The organism is Methylobacterium sp. J-077 (assembly GCF_022829365.1).
Taxonomy (GTDB): domain Bacteria; phylum Pseudomonadota; class Alphaproteobacteria; order Rhizobiales; family Beijerinckiaceae; genus Methylobacterium.
This window is the reverse complement of the sequence record NZ_JAKSYJ010000246.1, coordinates 107,913-131,531: the sequence shown is the minus strand read 5'-3', so window position 1 is coordinate 131,531 and position 23,619 is coordinate 107,913. Positions and strand designations below refer to the sequence as shown.

General features: G+C 67.5%; 15 protein-coding genes. 3 read left to right on the top strand and 12 right to left on the bottom strand.

Annotated elements, in window-relative coordinates; genetic code table 11:
* Window positions 1–308 precede the first annotated feature (308 nt).
* Window positions 309–1,163, bottom strand: a complete 855-nt coding sequence (locus MKL11_RS31610; RefSeq protein WP_243951072.1) for a hypothetical protein — start codon at window positions 1,161–1,163, stop codon at window positions 309–311.
* Between the two features lie 371 nt (window positions 1,164–1,534).
* Between MKL11_RS31610 and MKL11_RS31605 the strand changes: the two genes are divergently transcribed.
* The gene (locus tag MKL11_RS31605; protein ID WP_243951070.1) at window positions 1,535–2,836 is read left to right on the top strand and encodes a tyrosine-type recombinase/integrase; all 1,302 of its coding nucleotides are present in this window, start codon (window positions 1,535–1,537) and stop codon (window positions 2,834–2,836) included.
* Between the two features lie 479 nt (window positions 2,837–3,315).
* Here MKL11_RS31605 and MKL11_RS31600 read toward each other — a convergent pair whose 3' ends face one another.
* The 5 genes from MKL11_RS31600 to MKL11_RS31580 all read right to left on the bottom strand — a co-directional run bounded on the left by MKL11_RS31600 (window position 3,316) and on the right by MKL11_RS31580 (window position 15,187).
* Window positions 3,316–5,283, bottom strand: coding sequence for an ATP-binding protein (locus MKL11_RS31600; RefSeq protein ID WP_243951068.1), 1,968 nt, complete (start codon window positions 5,281–5,283; stop codon window positions 3,316–3,318).
* Between the two features lie 79 nt (window positions 5,284–5,362).
* On the bottom strand, window positions 5,363–8,800 hold the full coding sequence (locus MKL11_RS31595) for a TM0106 family RecB-like putative nuclease (RefSeq protein WP_243951065.1): 3,438 nt from the start codon (window positions 8,798–8,800) through the stop codon (window positions 5,363–5,365).
* Window positions 8,801–8,946: 146 nt separating this feature from the next.
* Window positions 8,947–11,262 (bottom strand): DEAD/DEAH box helicase, encoded by a 2,316-nt coding sequence (locus MKL11_RS31590; protein ID WP_243951063.1) that lies wholly within the window; start codon window positions 11,260–11,262, stop codon window positions 8,947–8,949.
* Complete coding sequence (locus MKL11_RS31585) at window positions 11,237–12,553, bottom strand: ATP-binding protein (protein ID WP_243951061.1); 1,317 nt, start codon at window positions 12,551–12,553, stop codon at window positions 11,237–11,239. The genes MKL11_RS31590 and MKL11_RS31585 overlap by 26 nt, the downstream gene beginning before the upstream one ends.
* 3 nt (window positions 12,554–12,556) lie before the next feature.
* Window positions 12,557–15,187: a TerB N-terminal domain-containing protein gene (locus MKL11_RS31580; protein ID WP_243951060.1), complete on the bottom strand. Its 2,631-nt coding sequence runs from the start codon at window positions 15,185–15,187 to the stop codon at window positions 12,557–12,559.
* 441 nt (window positions 15,188–15,628) lie between these two features.
* On the opposite strand from MKL11_RS31580, the gene MKL11_RS31575 reads away from it, so the two are divergent.
* Complete coding sequence (locus tag MKL11_RS31575) at window positions 15,629–16,438, top strand: 3'-5' exonuclease (RefSeq protein ID WP_243951058.1); 810 nt, start codon at window positions 15,629–15,631, stop codon at window positions 16,436–16,438.
* 366 nt (window positions 16,439–16,804) lie between these two features.
* A complete protein-coding gene (locus tag MKL11_RS31570) occupies window positions 16,805–17,080 on the top strand; it encodes a hypothetical protein (protein ID WP_243951056.1) in 276 nt (91 codons plus the stop codon).
* A 45-nt stretch (window positions 17,081–17,125) separates the two neighbouring features.
* On the opposite strand, the gene MKL11_RS31565 is transcribed toward MKL11_RS31570, so the two are convergent.
* The 6 genes from MKL11_RS31565 to MKL11_RS31540 all read right to left on the bottom strand — a co-directional run bounded on the left by MKL11_RS31565 (window position 17,126) and on the right by MKL11_RS31540 (window position 23,614).
* Window positions 17,126–17,506 carry a hypothetical protein gene (locus MKL11_RS31565; protein WP_243951054.1) on the bottom strand — a complete coding sequence of 127 codons (381 nt, stop codon included), beginning with the start codon at window positions 17,504–17,506 and terminating at the stop codon, window positions 17,126–17,128.
* Window positions 17,507–18,527: 1,021 nt separating this feature from the next.
* Window positions 18,528–20,054 (bottom strand): tripartite tricarboxylate transporter permease, encoded by a 1,527-nt coding sequence (locus MKL11_RS31560; protein ID WP_243951052.1) that lies wholly within the window; start codon window positions 20,052–20,054, stop codon window positions 18,528–18,530.
* Window positions 20,051–20,527, bottom strand: coding sequence for a tripartite tricarboxylate transporter TctB family protein (locus MKL11_RS31555; protein WP_243951050.1), 477 nt, complete (start codon window positions 20,525–20,527; stop codon window positions 20,051–20,053). The genes MKL11_RS31560 and MKL11_RS31555 overlap by 4 nt, the downstream gene beginning before the upstream one ends.
* Before the next feature lie 82 nt (window positions 20,528–20,609).
* On the bottom strand, window positions 20,610–21,749 hold the full coding sequence (locus MKL11_RS31550; RefSeq protein ID WP_243951048.1) for a mandelate racemase/muconate lactonizing enzyme family protein: 1,140 nt from the start codon (window positions 21,747–21,749) through the stop codon (window positions 20,610–20,612).
* A 9-nt stretch (window positions 21,750–21,758) separates the two neighbouring features.
* Window positions 21,759–22,721, bottom strand: a complete 963-nt coding sequence (locus tag MKL11_RS31545) for an NAD(P)-dependent oxidoreductase (RefSeq protein ID WP_243951046.1) — start codon at window positions 22,719–22,721, stop codon at window positions 21,759–21,761.
* Window positions 22,718–23,614, bottom strand: coding sequence for a fumarylacetoacetate hydrolase family protein (locus tag MKL11_RS31540; RefSeq protein WP_243951044.1), 897 nt, complete (start codon window positions 23,612–23,614; stop codon window positions 22,718–22,720). The genes MKL11_RS31545 and MKL11_RS31540 overlap by 4 nt, the downstream gene beginning before the upstream one ends.
* Between the last annotated feature and the right edge of the window lie 5 nt (window positions 23,615–23,619).

Genomic DNA, 23,619 nt, shown 5'->3' with positions numbered 1-23,619 from the left:
CCGCCCACTTATCAGCGGCCTCTCGCTGCCGGCGGAGGCTGTCGCCGTGCATCTGCTCCGGGTGCGGGAAGCGGATGTATGAGTATGCCATGGCCATGACGGCGACCGTATCGACGCCCAAAGGTTAGGGTCAACTTTATGAGGCACGACATGAGGACGTTGTGGTCGCCGGACCGACCATTCCATCTCAACGGCAGCTATCGGACCCCAAGCGGCCATTCAGGTGGTTTTGCCCAAAGGTCCGCTGATGGCGCATAGTGGCAGTTGATCAATCCGATGTCGCTCAACCGTCGGCTTTGTCATCCCAGCTAAGCTTTGCGCGTAGATCCAGCTTCCAGACCCTTTAAGCGCCGTCGCAGCTCCGAGATCTCTGCTCCCAGAGCCCCGGTGATCTTAAAACGGTGCCGACTCTTTCGAGAGCCGTCCGGCCGGCGCGTTGTGATGCTGACTTCGTGGACCAGCGCCCGCTGCCGCGCTTCGCCCTTCGCTTGCCGAGCAGCTGCGATGGCCCCCGGCGGGGATGAGGACACCCGCTTCGCCACCGCGCACTGACGAGCCCAAGCGTGCAGCCCTTGGCCAGGCGTAGCCGCCAGCGCCTGAACCCGGCTCGGCAGCACCTTGGCAGTTTCGAGGTGCTGAATCGCTCGGACGTCCCGGCTAATCAGCTTACGCGCCGCCAGCCGCTCGGCTGGAGTCTCGCCGCCGTAGGAGACGAACCGCTCGACGATCAAGTGCAGGTCGTGGGTGATCCGCGAGCGCTTGCGCCCGCTCAAGGTCTCAAGCTCGGCCATGATTGCGGACTTCAGCGGGCTATTGCTGATGCGGACGTAGGTCGCATAGGCCAGGGCGATAGCTTCAAGGTGCTGAGCGTCCGACGCCTTGCGGATGTTCAAGCCGGCTCGTTGTAGCCAACCCGCGCTGCCGAGCGGCTGCGACGCGGCACCTTTGGCTTGGTGCAGGAAGCGTTCGGCGTCGGCGGCCACGGCGTCGCGGCTGCCGGCCTCAGCGTTGGTTCGAAGTGACGCGGCCGGCTTGCTTGCAAGCTTTGAGGCCATCGACCCGTTAGTCGCTTTCGCCGGCTCGTTTCGACGCGGCGGCTCGGTCGAAGGGGAGGGGGGACGAGGTCGGTTAAACCGAAAGGCTGGAACCGTATCGTTGAGCATGGCCTGCATCCTTCCCGAGCAAATGGTCACGCTTCGGGTGAGCGCGACACTTAATCGGTATGAATTGGCGACGTGCTGATGGCCGACCAAAGCCAGCGTCGTCCAGGGTTGTCCGGCCCGCTCGACGGGACACAAACTGGACACCCGGTACAACGTCTTGAGCTAAGTGCTTGATTTTTTTGGCGCGCCCTACGGGAATCGAACCCGTGTTTTCGCCGTGAAAGAGTGATAACAGGGCATTTTGCGGCCTTCGGCGAACGTCGGCGAACTTCTAATTTGCTCTGCGAACAGCACCTTTCGTCCTTGCGGGTTCGCTAGCGTCCGCCTACGCCTTTTCCGTACGTTTTCCGTACGGAAGCGGGGAGGGCGCCATGGCTCGCACGGTACGCAACGCCAAGCTCGACACGCGTTCTGGGCGCGCCAAGCTCGCCCCTCGGCGCGAGCCATACTGGACGGTGATCTCGGCCGGCTGTGCCGTGGGCTACCGGCGCGGCGCCATTGGCGGTACGTGGGTCGCGCGGATGCGTGAAGGGATCAAGCAACACTACGACGCGCTCGGCGCCGCCGACGACAGCCGGGATGCCGACGGCCTGACCGTGTTCTCGTTCGCGCAGGCTCAGGAGCGGGCGCGCGCCTACTTCGCCCGGAAAGCGCGCGAGCTCGCCGGCCTCGGTGAGGAGGCGATGGAAGCCCCTTGGACGGTCGCGACAGCGTTGACCAACTACCTCGCCGCGCGGGAGCGACGCGGTTCGAAGGGCGTGCGGGCAGACCGCTACGCGGCCGAGGCGCGGATCCTGCCGGTGGTCGGCGCGCTCGAATTGACAGCGCTGACAACGAAACGCATTCGCGACTGGCACCATGACCTCGCCGAGGCGCCGAAGCTGCGCCGGACCGCGTCTGGGGCAGAAACACGAAGTTTGGCCGTGGTCGATTCGACGGACCCAGAGGCCGTGCGGGCGCGGCGCGCGACGGCCAACCGAGTGCTGACGGTCCTGAAGGCCGCGCTCAATCATGCGTTCCAAGAGGGCAAGGCCAGCTCGGACGAGGCTTGGCGCCGGGTGAAGCCCTACCGGGAGGCTGATGCCGCTAAAATCCGTTATCTGACCGCGGCCGAGTGCCGGCGCCTGCTCGACGCCTGCGACGGGCCATTCCGAGATCTCGTGCGCGGCGCACTAGCAACAGGGTACCGCTACGGCGAGCTCGGGCGGATCCGGGCGTCCGACTTCGACGCGCAGGCGCGCACCGTGATGATCGCCAAATCGAAGCAAGCCAAGCCGCGCCATATCGCACTGAGCGATGAAGGGGCCACCTTCTTCGCCGCGCTCGCCGCCGAGCGGCCGAGGACCGCGCTGGTCTTCTCCCGGACGGATGGAGGAACCTGGGGAGCCTCACACCAACAGCGGCCGCTGATCGAAGCCTCGGCGCGGGCGGGACTTGAGCCGCCGTGCACCTTTCACATCCTGCGGCACACCTACGCCAGCATGCTGGCAATGAGCGGGGTGCCGATGCGCGTCATCGCCGATCAGCTAGGGCACGCCGACACGCGCGTTACCGAGAAACACTACGCCCATCTCACACCGACCTACGTGGCCGAGGCGGTGCGCCGATCGCTGCCAAAGCTCGGCCTAATTAACGCGCCACCCGCCCCTGAACAGTTTAGAAGCGCAGAATGACTGCAGAAAATCACAATACCGAGTTGAATTTCCTTCGATTACGCCCCTCGATAACAAATATTGAAACCGCAAACTGCAGACTTACGCAAATTTCTCGCAGTTAGCCCGAAGCGGACACGAAACTCCAATACGGCGAAAGCTAGCCAGAGAGATGGATGAGAACCGCGTCGTTGGGATTTCCAGCCTCATGGCGGAGATGGAGGGAATGTCCCCAGAGCGTCGTTAGGCGAGCAACAACAATAGCTTAGCGGATACCCGCGATACCCTCTGTGTACCACCTCTGTGGACACCCGTCTAGGATGATGACCGGGGTGATCAAGAGCGGCGCGACCAGCGTTCACGACACCCAAATTGAGCCACCGACCTCCCAGTTAGGTACCTCAATCCGTTCAGAGCGAACATCACAGCGACAACGCTTTGCAGTGGGGGTCTGCGGCCTCATAGGTGGCTGCAGAGTCTATGAAAACGCATCAGCTCGCTCAGGTCCTATCGCATGGCCCCCCCGACTCCTGCCACGCTGCCCTGACGACCAGCACGTCGGCAGGCGCACACGCGAGCGCGCGCAGGACGGCGCCGTGGGTCGCGCGCTCAGGCAGAAACACGACTGTGCCGGTCGGGACGTGCCGCACGAGCGCACGCATGCTCTCGTCTGGTGGGAAGCGTGGCGCGTCCAGCGCGATGGCTTCGCGCAGCTTGCGCCGCAGGACGGCTCCGACCGCTTCCGGCGCGACCGATCCCGAGCCCGCACGGTCGAGGATCTGCACGAGCGCATCGACCTGCCTTTGCCGCCGGAGGGCGTCGGGCGGCGTCATCTCCAGCAGCACCGCGAGTTCCGGTGCCCGCCATGCCGGCGCCTCCGCCGTGAGGGCGCGCGCCGTCCCGTCCTCATCGGCTGCGCAGAGCGTGAGCCCGCGCTCCCGCGCGAAGGTGTCGAGATCGGGGAGGAGCGCGCGCATGTCCGCCGGGGCGCCCAGGAGGGCGGCCGGAAGCGGGCGAAGGGATGCGTCCGATCCGAGCGTCGCCCAGGCGGTCCGGCGCCCGTTCCACACCTCGGCGAGTATGGACCGCGCCCCGATCGCGGACCGATGTGCGGCAAACCACGAGCTCCCGGCCAGGGCCCGCACAAGGCTGGCGAGATCGTCCGAGGACAGCACCGTGTGCCCGACCGTGGCCAGGAGTAGGTCCGGGAGGTGCACCAGCACCGCGCGGTCGCGCAGCGTGCGGTTCCAGCTGGCGGGAACCCGATCGGCCTGCGTCCCGTCGGCGTCCGCGCCGTCCCCCGCCAGACCGAGGATCGCGCGCCGCCCGGGATCGACAAAGAAGTAGCCGTGCAGGAACAGATGCAACGCAAGGGGGCCCCCCGTGGCGTTGGCAAGATCGACCGTCGCCGCGGGCCGCTCGCCGGTCGGCAGGAACACCCCCCAGTCGAGCGCGACGCCGGACTTCGGCGATGCGTCGCGCACCAGGAGCCCCGCGCCGTGCGGCAGCGCCTTCTCCCGAACCGTCTCGCCCTCGATCGTCAGTGTGGAGGGCCAGTGCGGGTCATCCATGACCGCTTGAAGGTCCGCATCCGTCGACAAGACCTCGATCCCGGAGAAACGGACCTCCCGGGGGCCGGCGCGGGTTGTCAGCGTGATCGCGCCGCCGAACGTGCGCGCCTCGCCCGTTGCGTCGCTACTCGATCCGACCTGCGCGTTGCGCAGGTAGGCGAGCCGCCCACCCGAGCGGACCAGCGACATCGCGTCCGTGCCGCGCCACCTGAGGTCAATCCGGTCGAGATGGCGCGCCGCGGCGAGGATCGTCGCCAGGTCGGGGTCGCGCTCGAGCAGTTCGTCCATGAGCCTACGGCGTGCGGCCTCGTCGTCGTAGCGTTGCTGGACGAAGGCCATACCGGGGGCAGGGTACAGATCGCTGCGCCGCAGCGGCAACCAGAGCGCCAAGTGCCGCCCGGTGAAGGCGGCAGAGTCCACCTGCGCCTGCAGGCGTGCGGCATCCGCCGCGACATCCTCCCACGTCCCGGTGATCGCGCGGGTCGTCTCGATGCCGTGGAAGGGATTGATGACGAAGGGCGCGAAGCCGTCGCCGTACCTTGCCGGCATCACCACGAAGGCGTCGCACAGGTGGAAGACCGCTTTTTGACCGAGGCCGAATCGGCCTGCGGAGCCAGCCTCCTCCGTCTTGCTGCTGGCCGAGTGGTGCCGGATGCCCCGTTCGTTCCCGGCGGTGAAGCCTCCGTCGTTGACGACGAGCAGGCCCGGACCGGCCAGCAGCGGGTTTCCGGCACCTTCGATCCCCTCTCGTAGATCGATCGACAAGCGCCCGGCCTCGGCGTCGTCCGCGTTTTGGATCAGTTCTTTCAGAACCGAGAACAGACTCCTGTACCGATCCTGCAGATCGTTGCGGATGGACCGGATGACCGAGGAGTGATCGATCTCGAAGGCGGACATGCGGGCGGTTCTCGGGTGGGGGCAATCCGACTAGGCCGGATCGGGCCGGATCCTTCATGCTGGCGGCTTGAGACGTAGCCTACCCGGAGGCCTCCGCGGCCCAGCAGAACAGGTTGGCCAAGCGCATCTCCTCGACGCTGTTGGCCACCAAGTCGAGCAGTCCCGGTGAGGCAATGAGCACGGCGAGGCACCGCGCCCGGCTGATGGCGACGTTGAAGCGGTTGCGTGAGAGCAGGAACGCCGCATCGCGCGGCATGTCTTCCGCACCGGAGGTCGCCATCGAGACGACGACGATCTCCGCCTCCTGCCCCTGGAACCGGTCGACCGTGCCGACGCGCGCGCCCTGGGGCAGACGGCTCTTCAAGAGGTTGACCTGCATGTTGTAGGGGGCGACCACCAACACATCGTCGAGCGTCATCGCGCGCTCAACGCCCCGGCGATCGACCACGCGCTGTCCGAGAAGGCTGGCGAGGATCGCGCGCACTTCGTCCGCCTCCGCTTCCGATTTCTGCCGGCAGCCCATGTGCGCGACCGGTCGGAAGGCGAGACCTGCGGGTTTCAGCGCCGGATGCGCGTCGGGGCCGAGCACCAATCGCTGCCGGGCGCAGCCCGCCTCCGCGCGGAGCTGCCCGTCATAGACGGCCGCCGAGACGAAGCCGCACAGGTCAGGGTGCATCCGCCAGGTGCGCGCGAGGAAGATGCCGCGCTCCGGCGGCACCACCGTGTAGCCCTCGAGGAGGTGGTCAAGCGCGGAGACGCCGCTGTCGCGCGGGTGGGCGCCTTGGATCGGCTGGGCGAGCTGCATCTGGTCGCCGACGAGCACGAGCGCGCGCGCGCTCTGCGCCATGGCTACGAGATTGCCCAGCGAGACTTGGCCGGCCTCGTCCACGAACAGCACGTCACGGCTCGCCCACAGCTCCTCGCGGGCAAACAGCCACGCGGTGCCGGCGAGGATCGGCAGGCTCGGGTCGACCTTCTTGTTGTCGGTGACACTCGCGACGTAGCCTCGGCCGGTATACCCGTCGTCGCCCGCGCCGTCCTTCTTCTGCCCGAGGATCGCGACAGACTGGCCCGCCTCGTGGAGTCGTGTCTCGACCGCGTGGAGCACGTTGTCGATCGCCTTGTGGCTGTTCGAGGCGATGCCGACCGTCTTCCCGTCGGCGATCAGCGCCGCGATGAGATGGGAGATCGTGTAGGTCTTGCCGGCCCCGGGTGGCCCCTGGATCACTAGCCAGGAGCGGTCGAGGGCGCGCACCGCCGCGATCGCTGCCGCCAACAGTTGGGTGGGATCATCGCACGCATGGGGTGGGATGACGGGGCTTCCCGCCGTCCGTCCGGTAAGACGGGGCGGCTCGCGCCGCAGCAGCGCGGCGATGTGCGGGTAGCCCGCGCCGCCCGCAGCCAGGTCCGCCGCGACCGTCCACACCGCCTGACGCATTACGTCGACGCGGAAGGGCTGTCCGGGGATGAAGCTCGCCTCCTCCGGCGGAGGCCCGCTCTTCTTGCCGCGCTTGAGCGTGACGAGGCGGCGCGCCTCGTCGACGGCGATGATCTCTCCGGCGGAGGCCCCGCCCGCCGCGAGACACACTTCGCTGCCCGCGCGCAGCTTGGTTTCCTGCTCAGGATAGTGGAAGCGGTAGGTGAAGCTGCGCGCCTCTGTTCCGAGCCAATCCTCGCCGTCACGGCGGCAGCCGGCGAGACACTCCTCGTCCTCTTGGAGTTCCTCGAGCCCACGTTCCTGGCGGTCGAAGTAGGCCCACCACGCGGGCTTCTGTTCCCGCCGATGGAACCCCACGAGGTCGGCCATGAGCTGGCGCGCCTCGGATCCCGGCAGCCCCGGCGCGCCCGCGACCCGAGCCTCGAGCTCGGCCTGCTCACGCTCGCGCTGCTCTCGGATCTCGCGCGCCTCATCCGCGTCCGGGTGAGCATCGCCCGCCCCCGGTCCGCGCCCGACGGTGATACCGGCGGCCTCCGCGAGGCCGAGCAACCAGTCGCGCAGAAGCAGCGTCGAGAGGCAGTCGTCCCGGTTGTAATCGTGAATCGCCGTGAGGGCGCTCGCGTCCCCGGTCGTGCGCCAGCGGTCGTAGAGCACGAGGCTGTCACCGCCCGAGGTCACCTCGGTGGTGCGCGGCGGCATGTAGAAGCGCTCGAGACTCTTGATCGAGTAGCTCGCCTCGCCGACCCGCACACCTTCACGCACGACGCGGTAGAGGTCGACCATGCGGCCCTCGCGCAGCAGATCGTCGACCGCGGTCTCGGCCACGGCGTGCATCGAGGCGAGGCGACGCAGAGCCGTCTTCTCGTAGGGCGCGTAGTGGTAGAGATGGGCGCCCGGCGCCGCCGAGAGCCGACGCGTCAGGAAGTCCATCACCGTGCGGAGCGCGCGCTTCTCCTGGGCCCGGTCGTGCGCCCAGACCGCCAGGAAGCGTAACTCGGGATGCCCGGGCACCGGCTCGCCGTCCCCGTCGCCGGGCCGCGCGCGCCAGAGCACGCCGCACAAATATTCAAGGCCGCCCGGATGCATCGGATCGCCCTCGAAGTCGAAGAACAGGTCATCCGGGTGAGGCGGGGGCAGGCGGTCGAACCCGAGACCGGGGGGATACGCCAGCAGCTCGTAGACGCCGCGCGCCTCATCGACGCTCTGCCGCTGCAGCCGCGCCTGCTGGACCAGACGCGTGAGCGTCTGAGCGCCGATGCCCGTTACGCGCTGTTCGCCGAGCCCGCCGAGCAGCGCCGCGGTCGAGACTTGGGCCTCCAGTAGATGCTGGCGCTGGCGGCGGGAGATGTCGGCGACCCGGCAGAGGTGGTCGGCCTCTGCCCACGCCGCGTCGCACGCCGCCCCCCACTCGCACTTGCCGCACTGGCCGCAGGGCTCACCCTGCAGGCCCACCGGTGTGTCCTGCGCGAACACTTCCAGACGACGGGCAGCCCGGCGGACGTAGTGCCGAACGTCTGCGAGCCGGAACCGCTCGACCACGTGCGACATGGTCGCGTCCCCGCTGCCGAGCATCAGCGCACCGTGCTCGGCCACGCGCCCCTGCACCCGCGCCAGCAGATCGCCGTAGAGGGCGATCTGCATGACGTGCTCGGGCCGCGCGGTGTGGGCGAGCTTGGCGTCCCACGGCTCGTAGGACCACGCCCAGGTCGGGCAGGGGGCCTCAACGCGCACGAGGAAGTCGGCGTAGCCGATCCATGGCCCGTCCGCGAGCGCGGCCTGCGCGATCAGCGGCGCGCCGCGGTCCATCGCGGCGCGCGTCTCCACCATGCATCGCTCCGGTGTGTCGCGCGCGATCGCGACCGGCGGCCCGTGGAGGGCGGCGAGCGCGGCGAGGCAGCTGTCCTCGTGCTCCTGCCCCTTGCGCTGAATGAGTGCGGCCTGGGCGTCCGCGACCGCTTCGGGCTCCGGGCGCAGGCCGCGCCGCTTCTCGAGCGTCCAGGCCGCCGACGTTGCACAGCCGAGGAATGTAGCCAGGAAGGTCGGCGAGAGCCGGCCGAACTCGTACGTCGACGTTGGCATATCCCCTCCGTGCCCACCCGACTGCGTGGTCGTGCAATGGTGCCGAACACGCCTACCACAGGTTGTTGTGGCGGCGGCGACACAGGATGGCGGCCGCGCGAGCGGCAATTGATCATGCTGAACGGAAGACGCTGATCGGCCCAGCGTCACAGGCGCTGGTCGGCCGATGCATGCGCGCGATCGCCGTTGTGCGACGCTTGGCGGGCAAACGACCCCAGGAGCGACGTCGCCAGGGGCGCGAGATCCCCCCAGAGGCGGGCATGCCGCCGCCCCCAGAACCGCCGCAGAAGCGGTTCGGGCACGTGGGCGTCGAACTTGGCCGACTGCACGCCCTGCACCTGCTCTGTGAAGCGGTCGAGATCGTCCGCCCGGAACGCCGCGATGCGGCCGAGACCTGTGCGCACGTCTTCACCGGTCGCCCAGCGGACGGTGACGCCGAGGTCGTGCGGTTCGGCTTGCAGCCCGAACAGGGCGAGCGCCGCGGCGAACACGTGGCAAAGGGCGTCGCCGCGCCAGAGAAACAGATGCACGTCACGGCCGGTGTCGAGGGAGGTCGCGGTCTGCAGCCCCAGCCGACGGTGAGCCGCCCGCCCCTCCGCCAGGAAGGCGGCCGCCTGCCTGTCGAGATAGGGCGGCACGTCATCAGCCGCGTAGACCAGCCGCATCTCGGCGGCGAGCCGGTCGTGGGCGGCCTCGACGCTGAGCCGGTCGAATTTCGGTATCACGCCGCCATGGTGCGCGGAGACCTGCAGCACCCGAGCCTGCTCGTCGATCTCTTCGACGAGCCAGCGCCGGCCGGCAAATACGACGAGCTTACCCGGGACAATCGCGTTGCTCAGCGGGATCGTGCCGAGGGGACGCGTCCCGGCGATCAGGCGCCACTCGTCGGCGCTCTCGAAGAGCGCGTAGAAGTCGCGCGCCTGCACCAACCGCTCGCCGCCCGCGCCGAGCATCAGCGTGCCGTCCGGGGCCTGCTCGATCAGGCCGCTCTCGGCCCGCGCGGCCCCGCGCAGCAGTTCGGCGAAGTCTGACGGCGTAACCGAAGCGAAGGGGCCCGGGCCGCCGAGCGCCTGGTAGACCGCGTCGGCCCGCGCGCCGCCGCGCTCGGTGAGGACCGAAAGGACCTGGTGGAGCAGGGCCGTCGCGAGCGCGGGGTCGGGGAAGGCGGGTGGCTCTACGAACCGGGCAGCGAGCAAGCGGATTGCGGCGACCGCCCGCACGGTGTCAACGCGCAGCGCGTCCATGAGGTCCGAACGCTCGTCGCATGCGCCCTCCCTGACGTAGATGCGCAGCACCGCCGGCATACCGAGGCGGCGCCCCGTCCGGCCGAGCCGCTGGCGCAGGGACGCCAACGAGCGCGGCGCGCCGATCTGGGCGACCGACTGGACTGAACCGATGTCGACCCCGAGCTCCAGAGTCGAGGTGCACACGGCGGTCGTTGGCAAGAGGCCGTCCTTGAGACGCGTCTCCAGCTCCTCGCGCAGCTCTTTCGATAGGTTGCCGTGGTGCGGGAAGAACTCGTTCGGCACCTCCGCCTCCTCGGCGCGCCGGCGCAGCTGATCCGCCAGCGCCTCCACCGTGCGCCGGGATCCCCCGAACACGAGGTTGTTCGAACCACGCAAGTTCGCGAACAGATGCTCAGCGATCGCCTCAAGCGCACAGGCGGGCTCACGCTGCAGGACGGCGTCTTCGGCCGGCTCGGTCTGTTGAACCGGAGCGACCGCCTTTGGTTCAAGATAGCCGCGGATCTGCAGCTGCAGGTCCAGTCCGGTGACGTCCGACTGGAGCAGGCGGACCCGCGCCGGTTCACTGGGGCGCAGCCACACGGCGGCCGCACCGAGATCGCCGATCGTCGCCGACAGGCCTATCCGACGCGCCGGGCGGGGCGCAAAGGCGTCGATGCGCTTGAGCAGCGAGGCGAGGTGCAGGCCGCGGGGGCCGGTCATGAAGGCGTGAACCTCGTCGACAATGACGAAGTCGAGGGCGCAGAAGAGACGCCTGGCGTCGGCGGGCCGGCGGATCAGCAGGGCCTCGATGGATTCGGGGGTGATCAGGGCGACGCCGCGAGGCTTGGCCACGAGTTTTGTCTTCGGGCCACGTGGCGCGTCGCCGTGCCAGCGTACGAGCGGCAGCTCCAAGAGCTCGCACAGCTGTTCGAGCCGCCGGAACTGGTCGTTGATCAGGGCTTTCAGCGGGCTGATGTAGAGGACCGCGAGCCCTGAATCGTCGCGCCCCGCGACGTGGGTGAGGACGGGGAGAAAGGCTGCCTCGGTCTTGCCCGCCGCCGTCGCCGCCGCGACGAGGACGTCGGCTTCGCTCTCGAGAACGGCCTCGATGCCTTGGACCTGGATGTCGCGAAGGCGGTCCCAGCCCTGCTCGCGGATCCAGAAGCGGACCCGTGGATCGAGGCGGTCGTAGGCGCCCGCGGCTCGCGCGCTAGAGACGGAAGCTGACGAGTTCATCGTGGGCGAAGGCCGCGTCCGCTCCGGGCGGCACAACATCGGGCGCCTCGTCCGCGCTGACCTCGACGCCACCCAGGAGGGTTCGCCAATCTGCGGCCGGGTTCTGTTCGAGCACGGCAAGCAGTTGGACGAAGGCGCGGATTGTGGTGCGGGGCGTGCGGAAGTAGGCCTCGCCGATCCGCTGATTGCAATGGCTCATGAAAGCGCCGAGCGCTTCGTCCGGCACGAGGTGCTTGGCCGCGTCGCTGCCCGCGAACACCGTGCGGATGTTGGTCAGCAGGATCAGCACGTCCTCGGGCGTGAGGTTTTGCAGTCGGATGACCGGCCCCGATAGGTCGACGAGGCCGCCCTTGGCGAAGCTGTTCTCCGCCAGCCGGCTCTGCAGCGCCTGGTAGCTGTAGAGGCCCCGGCGGGTGTCGAGCAGGAACTCCGGTGTGCCGCCCAGCGCAAAGCCGAGGCCGCGGGTGTTGCCCTGCAGCACGTCGTTCAGGATCCGCAAGATCTGCTCGAAGTTCTGATTGCGCGCCTGCGCGCTCTGCAGTTTGTAGAGGTTGACGAGTTCGTCGAAGACGACGAACAGGCCGCCGTAGCCGGCCAATCGCACGAAAGCGGCGAGCAGCTTGAGCGCGTCGTAGACGCCGTCGTCGTCGACGATGGTGCGCACGCCCAGTGCTTGGCGGGCCTCGGTCCGGGTCGAGAACTCGCCGCGGATCCAGCGCAAGGCGGCGGCCTTCAGCCCCTCATCACCTGCTTCGCTGCCGCGCCAGTAGGCCTTGAGCACGACGGCGTAGTCGAATCCACCGACTTCATCTTGCAGCGGCGCGAGTTTGCGGTCGATGACCCTCTCAACCGCTACGGCGCTCTGCTCGGCCTCTTTGACCGCGTCGGTCACGAAGCGCTCGACCACGCTGGCGAGTGCGCCCCCGTCTGGCTTGGTGCGCGTGGCCATGTTGCGCACCGCCTCCGCGTAGAGGCCGCGCGCCTGCCCGCCGGACGCGTGGATGCGGCGGTCGGGGGCGAGGTCGGCGTGGATCGTCACGAGCTTGCGCTCGAGGGCGATCAATCGAATCAGGTTGAGGAAGAACGTCTTCCCGGCCCCATACTCGCCGATCACGAAGCGGATGGCAGATCCGCCGTCGGCGATCCGATCGATGTCGCGCACCAGCGCGCCGATCTCGGCGGCACGTCCCACCTGAATATGGCGCAAGCCCGCCCGCGGCACGACGCCAGCGGCCAGAGCCTGCAGGATCGCGTCTCGGTCGCGCGGTCGGATGGCGTTGGTCGGTTGCATCGGTCAGGCGGCGGCTCGAATCTGCGACAAAGGACCGTGGAGATGGGCCGCGATTGTGAGGTCGCCGTCGCCGTCGAGCAAGGCATCGCCGAAGCGGTCGAACGCCCATTCGTTGATGGTCTCGAGGGCGCCGTCCGGCAGAAGTCTGCGGGCCCGGGCTTCCCGATCGAAGGCCTCGCGCCCCAGGAGCCCGGCATCGCACAGCAAGCCGAGCAGATCTGCGTGGGCTGGGTCGAGACCGGGAAACCGCTCGCCGACTGCGCCAGCCGCGTTCTGGTTGGCCGACTCAGCCATCGTCCCCGCAACCGCTGGACCCTGCCCGGCGGGCACGGCGTCGTCGTCGACGAAAATATCAGACAGCAGGCTCGAGACAGCGAGGGTCTCCCGGCGGATGCGCTCGAGCCGGGCGGCGTCGATCGCCGGCGCGTCGTTCGCGGCGCGCGGCCCCGGGTCTGCGAGACCCGAAAACGTCCGCGGGGTTTCAGGGGTGCTGCGGTGGATGGCCGAGTAGATGGCATCGATCGGCAGTTCCAGAGCCCGGTGCAGCCGCTCAAGGAACTTGACCTCCGCGGGGGCGGCGTATCCGTCCGCCATGACCGCAGCCAACGCCACGCGCGCGCACGCCTCGCGCTCCGCGAGCGGTCGACCGACGAGCCGCTTCAGAACCGCCTGCAACTTGGGCGGGTCGAGATGGATCGCGAGGGCGTAGGCGATCAGACGGGCCCGCTCGCCCGGGCTGAGCACCGTCGCGGCGCGCAGGTCGACCAGGATCGTCTCAATCTCCTCGCGGGCTATGCTACCATCCGACGCGGCCGCGAGACCCGTGACCTCGATCAGGCCGCGGAACATCCGATACTCGGCGCGGTCCGGATCGACCGGCGCCCCATCCGGCGCGCGGAACGCGCAAACGCTCGCCGTCGCCTCAAGCGGCGCCCCTCCGTAACGGCGATCCGGCTCAAATGCGATGCCGAGGCGGTCCAGGATTGCGCAGAGCTGGCCCATGACGCTCTGCGTGACTCGTCCCGGGCAGGGCAGGGACAGTTCGGCGAGCGTAAACAGGTCTGTCAGAGGGACCGACGCCGTGGCTTGCCCGGCGAAAAGCGCTTCGGTCCGCTCCTGCAGGGCGGCCCAGGCTGGCCCGGACGCCGCGAGCTCCGGCGGCAGGAGAAGGACAGCCTGCGCGCTGGAACGCGCCTCTGGGCGTCTGCCGACGAAGCGGCTGAACGCCTCGATCTCCGTCGTGCAGATTTCGACGAGTTCACGCAGCCGCTTCACGGGCGCGGAGACCGCCGCGATGTCGGGCAAGGTCTCGTGGGGGCCTTTGAGTGGGACGTCGAAGGTCCCGCTCGCGGCCCTGTAGGCGGCTTTGATGCGCCCCTTAGGCGCGCTGATCTTGAGGCCGTCGGGGTGCCTGTCCGCGAAGCGCAAACGCCAAAAGGCGAGAAATTCCTCAGGGCAGCGCGTGACCGGCGTCCGAAACCCACGGTCGGGCAGCGCAGCGAGCCAGAGGAGCGCGTCGTCGGCGTCGAAGGGCCGCCCGTCGGCAAGCTTGCGGCCCAGCCAGACCCGCACATCGAGCGGCAGTTCGTAGCCATACGGCGACGCGTCGAGGACGATGGCGGGCCGGCTCTCCCCCTGAGCGCCCAGCGTCAAGCGGGCCGCTTCGAGGAAGCGCTCGGCGTGCCCGCGGAACGAAGAGTTTGTCCCGTAGAGGTTCAGCAATCGCTCGACCTCCGCCACCAACAGGGGGGCGTCGGCCACGGCGCGCGCCTTGAAGAGGCGATACTCCAACCCGTAGAAAAACAGAAATACGAGCCCGATCGCGGCCGACGGGTCGCAGCGGCCGGAGGCCAGCCATTCGAGATAGGCGCGGCGGTTGGGCGGGCTAATTGCGTCGTAGCGCGACCAGTACGACATGCCGTCCGTCGATCCGTTGCCGGCGCGCGAGACCGGCAGTTTCGGGTTAATGAGACAGTTCTCGGTCGACCATCGATCGGCGCCTAGCCGCTCACCGACGTAGATCATGCCCCCCGGGATCATGAGACCTTTAAGGTCGATCGTCACGCCCGGCTTTACCCAGCACGTTTGTCCGCCCAGAGTATCGCCCTTCAAGATCGGTGGCGGTGGGGGTGAAGCGTCGGGAATTGCCGAGATGCGAAATTCGGGCTCGGGCGCGATCACGACGCGTGCTGGCTCACCCGCGGATGCGCGCAACTCACTGGGCTCGAACGTCGGCATATCAGGCTCTCGGACGACCGGCTGCGGGGCGACGGCGAGGTGCGATGGCGGTGCCGGCGCACGTCGCATAATTTGTGATGTGGCCATCGCGCTGGATATCTTAACGGCGGGTGCGACCGCGGAAATGGCCGCCCGTTCGCGACGTTGCCGGATGAGACCCCAGAGGCAGCCGATCGAACCGAGCGCGATGAGTACGATTGGCCAATGATCGCGGATCGCCTGAGCCGCAGCACTAAGTATCAACAATGCCAAGCCGACCAGCACTACCCAGCCGCCGCCCTGATCGCGTTTTACCCGTCGCCGCGCCATGGCGTGTCCCGTCGTGTTTAACCCGTGCAGCAGGCGGCAGCGTGCGCCGAGCATTGCTGCCGCCTGCAACCCGAAGTTGGCAAGCACCTAACCAGCCCGTGCTGCCTACAGTCAAGGTGACGAGGCGAGAAAGGGGAGATCGGGCAGAGGTAGCAATGAGCGAGCGGACATCCCTGCAGACTTTATCGGTCTCGAGTTTCGAAGTGCGGGCTTATCAAAAGTCACGCGTCCGCAATCGGATCGCGGGAGCGGCCTCGGAGCCGTTGTTGAGGCGCGCGCCATACAAATCAGCCTGCGTTCGGATCTATCGTACGCTAAGCCAAGCCAGCAGTGTGTCAGGTGGCCTCATCGGATGCGCTGGCAGACTCAACCGGTGGGCGAACCGCGTATTAAAGCGAGGAAGGCGTGTAGCGCCGGCGCATCGGTCGGGCGCAAAGATCGAACGCGGATCGAGAGTTCGGCTTATGTTCGCACCTAACCAGCACACCATCACTTGGTCCGAGCGCGCGGGCACGGCATGCTCAGGCCATGTCCCACGAGCACCTGCTCTGCCTCGATATCGAGACCGTGCCGGACCGCGACCTCGTGCCGGCTGACTGGCCGGAGGGGGAGTTTGTGCGCAAGCCGATCTGGCACCGCGTCGTGGCGATCTCCTTCGTCGAGGCTCGCATTGAGCGGCACGCAGGCGTGGAACGCTACGTGGTCGAGTGCTGCCGGACAGGTGGCGAAGCGGGTTGGGACGAACAGCGCCTGCTACAGGCCTACTGGCGGCACTTCGCCAAGCGGCAAGCGCGGGTCGTTACTTGGAATGGCAAAGGTTTCGACCTGCCGGTGCTGCGGCTGCGAGCGATGATGTACGGCATCCCGGCCGAGGCATGGTTCACCCGCGGCACGAAGTGGGAGAACTACACGCAGCGCTACGCGTCCGAATGGCATTGCGATCTGATGGAACAGCTCGCCGATTATGGCGCTGCGACCCGTATGGGCATGGAGGACGTGGCGCTGGCTATGGGTCTACCCGGTAAGATCGGTGGCCACGGATCGGAGGTCGCCGCGATGGTGGCGGCTGGAGAGCTCGATCGGGTTCGCGCCTATTGCGAGTGCGATTGCCTGAACCTGTTCGCCCTCTACGTCAGACACGCCCTGCTCACTGGCCGCACCGACGCACACGGACACGACGCGAGCCTCGACAGCCTCGTGGCTTGCTTGGAGGAACACCGCGTCGCGCGCCCGCATCTGGGCGCATTTCTCGACCAGTGGCGTGGCTCGACACGCCCGGTGCCGATGCACGTGGCTCGGCCGGCTGAAGCATATTGTGTCGTCGGCGCGGTCGCCTGATCGGAGCACCGGCCAATGATAGATGACGCAATGCGGCGTCGATTTGGCACGTTTGGCTAGTGCAAGCCTCGGACACTTGAGCCACGGACGCCGATCCCAGGGGGCGCCGACGAGGCGTTCTGCCTAAAGAGACCTTGCTGTGAGCTATATATTTTAAGCGCCTCTTGAGCGATCAACCCAAATTACATCATACTGCGGGATCTTAATTAAAAAATGCGCCTGCTATCATCGCCGCAAGCGATTAATGACTATTTTATACAGCAGCAGGCCACATAATCTGATCAAGCGACTTGACATATTTTCGTCGTTCGCCTTTAAGTTGTCCTCTTACATGCAACCACAACGCTCTAGGACAGCAGGATAGCTATGAGTAAATCGACAACAGATTTTATTGAATTTTTAGACAACGAGACATTTAAAGACACTCCAGAACTAGTCCGTGAGCTCTACTATGTGGCCGACGGACGCGAAGGCGGCGGAACCTATCGATCAGAGCAGAATGGAAGAATCATAATTATCTATGGCACAGGGAATCCGTACCATCTGATTCTTTCCAGCGAAAATTCAGTTGAGGCTTTCAAAACCCACATCCGAATGAACCTTATGGACGGCGCCGACAACCCAGAAATTTGGAAGCCTTGATCAAGAGATTTGCGCAGTAAACTAAAACGCAGCCGTTTCGCAGACTCAAGGCTTGCCGAAACTGTATCGTGCCGCCGGCTGAGCCGCGAGCCAGAGCTTAGCCGCGGCAATCGGGATCAGCAGCCGGCGCCCGACTTTGACGGCGTGCAGGCGTCCGGCGGCAATTTCCTCCAGTGCCTTGGTCCTGCCGAGGCCGGACCAGTGCAGGAATTCTGGGAGGCTGAGGGCACCCTTCTGGGTGCGGGCGATAGGCTCACGCATGGGGCAGGTCTCGGTGGCGATGCGGTCGCGTTCGATATAAAAGTGCGGCCGCGCAGCGCGCAGAGTCGGGGCGGGGCGGCGCAAATGCTGATCGTACGCGCGCTCCAGGGCCGCCCCTCGCGGGGTTTCAGGTAGGGGCACGCGGGGCGGGCCGTGCGCGGTCACGACCATCTCCTCGAGGCGAGAGGGCGGCGAGCGCGGCCTCGTGTGCGTCGAGCACCTCTTGAAGGCGATTGAGGGCGCGCGATACCGGCGTCGCGGCGGCGGATCCGCCGTACGCGGATCGGGCGAGCAGCGCGCTCGGCGGTAGGGGAGGGGCACGGCGCTCACGCCACAGCCAAGGCGGCCGGCGTTGTCGACGAACCATTTGACGAGCGCGCGATCGGGAGCCGATCCGCCCGATCGTGACCGTTCGGACCGCAAGAGGGCGGTATGGGCGCACAAACGGAGCTAGAACAAGTCGTAGCGGGTCATCGGGCTCCCTCAAAACCAGGCGAGAGAAGAACGCGATTGCTACGACAGAAGCGGACGCTTCGGGTGAGATCGAGCTAAGTGCGAGGCGCTGGATGGGAAGATGCTTGACGTTCAGCAGCGACCGCGGACTGGATCCAGCATCATGAGCAGCCGACCATCGCACTCCGTCGCGGGCGGTCTCTGTCCCGACCGAGAAGTTCTGCCGCAAGCGAGCCTAGGCTCCGCACCGGCCTTGCGTCCGATCGAGGTAGTGCACGAAGGCGACATGGTAGCCAGACGCGGCCAGAGTGCGCGCGGCCAGGCGGTAGCCTTTGGCATCGGTCAGACCAATCGCGCCATGCAGAAGCAGAAAGCAGAAAGGCGGGCCTTGCCGAGGCTCCTCGTCCGTTTTTCGCAGATACACGGAGAGCGGCAAAGTACTCCACCGCAATCCGCTACCCACCGCTCGTAGATTGCCACATGTCTCAATCGATATCCTAGCTTACTTACAGACAGCAACGCAGCCCACATTTGGTCCATTGTGGCTGCCATTCGTTTCAAATCGGAAACGGTAAATTAGTCCACATCCAGGATTACTGTACTTCGTGCTCGTGTTTTCTCGGTCGCGCTCAGAGTCATGAGCTGACGAGCATCAGATAAGTAAAATCGAGATCTTATAAGGCCCGAATGGCAGCGTTACTCTCTCGACCCAGCGGTCGTGCTCGGCCAAGCTTTAGCCTTCCATGACGACGGGGCCGTCAGGCACTAGCGCGCCCCTGCGTCGCCAGCGCACGTAGAGCTGCCCGAGGATCAGGATGGCGGCGACGGCGAGGAAGGCGGCGCTAATCGGACGCTCCACGAACACCGTCAGGTCGCCTTGTGAGAGCAGCATGGCGCGCCTGAAATTCTCCTCGAAGCGCGGCCCGAGCACGAAGCCGAGGAGGATCGGGGCCGGGTGGAAGCCGAGGATCAGCAGCAGGTACCCGAAGATCCCGATCACCAGCGTCTCGCCGACCTGGAACAGACTGCTGCTCGTCGAGTAAACGCCGATGCACACGAAGAACAGCGCGCTGGGGTAGAGGTAGCGGTAGGGGATCGTCAGCAGCTTCACCCAGATGCCGATCAGGGGAATGTTCAGCCCCATCAGCAAGATGTTCCCGACCCAGAAGCTTGCGATCAGGCCCCAGAAGATGTCCGGGTGCTGCGAGATCAGCAGCGGCCCCGGCGTGATCCCCTGGATAGTCAGGGCGGCCAGAAGCAGCGCCATCACCGCGTCGCCGGGGATGCCAAGGCTCATGGTCGGGATGAAATCGCCCTGGACCGAGGAGTGCGTCGCGGTCTCGGGCGCCGCCACGCCCTCGATCGCGCCTCGTCCGAAGCGCTCCGGCGTGCGCGAGATCTTCTTCTCGGCCGCGTAGGCGACGAACGAGGCGATGGTCGGGCCCGTGCCCGGGATGAGCGAGCACAGGCTGCCAATCAACGTGCCGCGCAAGATCGGCATTGCGGAGCGTTTGAGATCCTCCCGGCTCGGCCGCATGTCGCGCAGGCGCACGCTCGCGCCGCCCCGCAGGGGCTCGACCTTGTTCACGCTCTTGAGGAACTCGGCGATGCCAAACAGCCCGAGCGCGAGGGCGACGATCTCGACTCCGTCGGCGAGCTCGGGCAGTCCGAAGGTGAAACGCTCATAGCCTGATGTGACGTCGGTGCCGAAGATGCCGAGCAGGAGGCCGAGCGTCGTCATGGCGATGCCCTTCATTGCCGAGCCGCGGGCCAGCGTCGAGCCGGCGAGCAGTCCGAGCAGCATCAGCGAGCACACGTCGGCGGGCCCGAACTTCAGCGCCGCTCTCACGAGAAGGGGCGCGAAGAAGATCATCATCACGATGCCGAACGAGGCGCCGAAGAAGCCGCCCAGCATCGTGATGCCGAGCGCCGTGCCGCCCTTGCCCTGCTGGGTCAGAGGATAGCCGTCGAGGCAAGTCACCGCGTGCGGCGGATGGCAGGGCAGGTTGAGCAGGATCGAGCAGATCGCGCCCCCGTACTGAGCTCCGTAGAAGATGCCGGACAGCATCAGGATCGCGGCCACCGGCGGCATCGCGAAGGTGAGTGGCAGCAGGATCGAGATCGCAGCCATCACGCCCATACCGGGCAGTACACCGACGATGTTGCCGAGCAGGACGCCGACGAAGCAGGCCAGGAAGTTGGTCGGCTGGAGCGCGACCCCGAATCCGTGGGCGAGATCGGTGAGTGCCGTGCCGATCATGACATCCCCCAGACGAACGGCGGCAGCTGGATGTGCAGGCCGTAGTAGAATAGGGCGCAGCCGAACGCCGCGATCACCGTCGCGAGGATGCAGGCGCCGGGCAGCGTCGTCGTGCGGTCACCCATCGCCGCAGTGAAGACGCAGGCGAACGTCGCCGGGAACAGGCCGACGGTCCGAGCGAGCAGGAGAAAGGCGAGCATACCGCCGATGATGCAGCCCCAGCCGCGCCACTCGGGTCGGCTGAGGTCGACGCGGTCGTGGTCGTGCGCGTCAGTGGTCTGCGCCTCCGACAACCCGATCCCAAGGCCGCAGACCACGAGGATGACGCCCATGGCGAGGGGGAAAGCACCCGGCCCGATCGCCGCGAGGGTGCCGAGGCCGTAGGTCGCCGATTCCGCGATGGCGCCGAGGCCGATCAGCGCGATCAGGACGCCGGCGTAGCGCTCCCTGTGCTGTTGAAGCGAGTGAAGCACGCGTCCCTCCGTCGTCCCAGCTTTTCTGTTCTTGCTTGTGCGACGGTCCTGAGCGTTCTGGGACCGTCTGATACGAGAGGGATCAGACGTAGCAGGGGCCTTCGATCAGTGGATTGGCGGCAAGGAAGCGCTCATCGACCTCGACGCCTAGGCCGGGACCGTCCGGTGGGCGCACTTCACCCCGATCGTCGAGCCGGTAGGGCAGCCCCACTACGTCGTCGCGGAAGGGATTGTGCTTGGCCACGTCGCCCTCGAAGTAGCCGGGGTTGTCGACGGCCGCGAGCAGATGGAGCGTCGCCACCATGTTGATGCCGGTGGCCGAGGTGTGCGGGTTGACGGAGATCTTCCAGGCCGAGGCGAGCGCGGCGATCCGCATCGACTCGGTGATGCCGCCGGTCTTCGACAGGTCAGGCTGGACAAAGCCGAGATAGCCGGCCTGCAGGGCCTGCACGAACTCGTAGCGGGTAAAATGGTTCTCGCCGGCCGCGAGCGGCACCGTACCGAGTCGTGCCGCCTCACCGTAGCTGTACGTATCGTGCGGCGGGAACGGCTCCTCCAGCCAGGCGACCCCCGCCGCCTCGAAGGCAGGCATCACCCGACGCACGTCGTCGACTGAGTAGCCGGTGTTGGCGTCGACCAGGATCTCGATTTCCGCGCCGAGCGCCTCACGCACCGCCTCGACGCGGGCGATGTCGCGCCGCGGGCTGTCGCCGACGCGCAGCTTCACCGCCCGGTAGCCGGCGGCGACGTGGGCGCGCGCCTCGTCGGCCAGTGAGGCCGGCTCCTGCCAGCCGAGCGAGATGCCCCCGGCGTAGGCCGGCATCGCGCGGGATGCGCCCCCCAGCAGCCGGTAGATCGGCCATCCCGTCGCCTTGCCGCGGATATCCCACAGGGCGATGTCGAGGCCAGACAGCGCCATCGCGGCGGCCGCGCCCATGCCGTGGCTGGCGAGCTGCATCCGGTAGACCCGGGACCAGACACCGTTCACGTCGAGGGGATCCATGCCGAGGACGAGTTCGGCGAGCGTCGTGTCGATGAGCTTGGCGATGGCGCCCGGGCAGCGACCGTGATGCGCCTCACCCCAGCCGACGAGCCCCTCGTCGGTCTCGACCTTCACGAGCACGGCGTCGCGTTTGACCGCGCGCCCGATGCCGAGGCGAACGTTCTGTCCCTCAGGCACCCGGAACGAGATCGGGACGGACTGGATGCGGGTAATGCGCATGGGCTTCCCTCAGGCGGACAGGATCTCGGGATTGACGAGGTTGCGCGGGCGCTCGCCGCGCAGGATACGCAGCATCTCCTCGACCGCGCCGACGCTCATCGCGCGTGAGCTGGTCTGCGTGATGCCGGCCACATGCGGGGTGAGCAGTAGGTTCGGACAGGCGCGGAGTGGGTCATCGGAGGGCAGCGGCTGCACGTCGAACACGTCGAGCGCTGCACCGGCGAGCGTGCCTGCGTGTAGGGCGACAGCAAGCGCGGCGGCGTCGACCACGGGCCCGCGGGCGACGTTGATGAGCACGGCGCCAGGCCGCATCCGGCCGATCAGCGCCGCATTGACGAGGCCGCGCGTCGCGTCGGTGAGGGGACAGGCTACCACCACGGCGTCGCTCCGCGCGAACAGGGCTTCCAGGTCGACCGCCTCGACGAGACCGCCGAGCGTCGCGCCGCTGCGGGAAGCCCCGAGCACGCGCATGCCGAAGCCATGATGAGCAATCCTCGCGACGCGCCCGCCGATCTCGCCGAGGCCGAGCACCCCGAGGGTGCTGCCGCCGATCTCGGAGAGGCCGTCGGCGATCGGCCGCACTGCGCCCCATCCAGCGGTGCGCAGGCCGCCGTCGAGCTGCCAGACCTGGCGGCGCAGGTGGAAGAGCGACGCGAAGACGTACTCGGCCACCGCCTGCGTGTTGCTGCCGGGCAGGTTGGCGACGGGAATGCCCCGCGCGGTCGCCGCCGCGACGGGGATCATATCGAGGCCGACGCCGTGGCGGACGATGCCGCGCAGCCGCGACGCGCCCTCGAGGATGTCGTCCGGGAGCTTGACCCGCACCACGAGGCCCTCGGCCTGCGCGACCAACGCCCGCAGGGTCTCGGGACTCGGATCAGGCGCGGTTACGGGGCGGGCATGGGCCGCCAGCATCGCCTCGGCATCCGGATGGATCGGGTTGGTCAACAGGACAACGGGGCGTTCGCTCATGGACCTTCCCCCGCGACGACCGTGCTGATCAGGGCGCCGAGCCCCTCGACCCAAGCAGTCATCGTCGTGCCGGGCCGGATCCAGGCCGGCGGCTGGCGCAAAGCCGCGATCCCCGCCGGCGTGCCGGTGGCGATGACGTCGCCCGGCTCGAGCATAGTCTGCCGCGACAGGTGGGCGACGAGGTCGGCCACCGAGAACAGCATCCGGGCCGTGCTGGAGTCTTGCAGGCTTACTCCATCGATCGACAGCCCGATCCGCAGCACCTGTGGGTCGGGTACCTCGTCACTGGTCGCGAGGTAGGGGCCGAACGGGCCGAAGGTCGCGACGTTCTTGCCTGGTCCAAAGCCTTCGCGGCGGATCAGCTCACTGGCGCTCACGTCGTTGAACACGCCGTAGGCACAGACATGGCTGAGGGCCTCCTCCGCGCGTACCCCATCGGCCCGGCTGCCGATCACGGCGGCGATCTCGGCCTCGTAGGTGCAGCCACCGATGCCCGGCGGAAGCACCACAGGCTCGCCTGGGCCGATCACCGTCCACGGCTCCTTCATGAACAGGAACGGCTCGGTCGGGTGGGGGGCGCCGCGCTCGGCCAGCGCGTCGACGTAGTTATGAGCGATCCCGAAGATCCGGCCCGGCGTGGGCAGCGGGGCGAGCAGGCGCACCGAACGGAGCGGCAATCGCGCCGCCGCGGGGATGGCGTGATCGCGTAGGCGGGCTGCGGCGTCCGCAAGGCCGGCGCGGATCAAGTCGAGGACCTGCGGGGCGTAGCCGGCGAGTGCGGACTGCATCGCGGGGTGGGCGAGGTCGACGATCGTGTCGTCCGGCCCGCTGGCGTCGCCGATCAGGATGCCCGCCCGCTCCGCGCCGTCGCTCGTGAAGGTAACGAAGCGCATCGCGT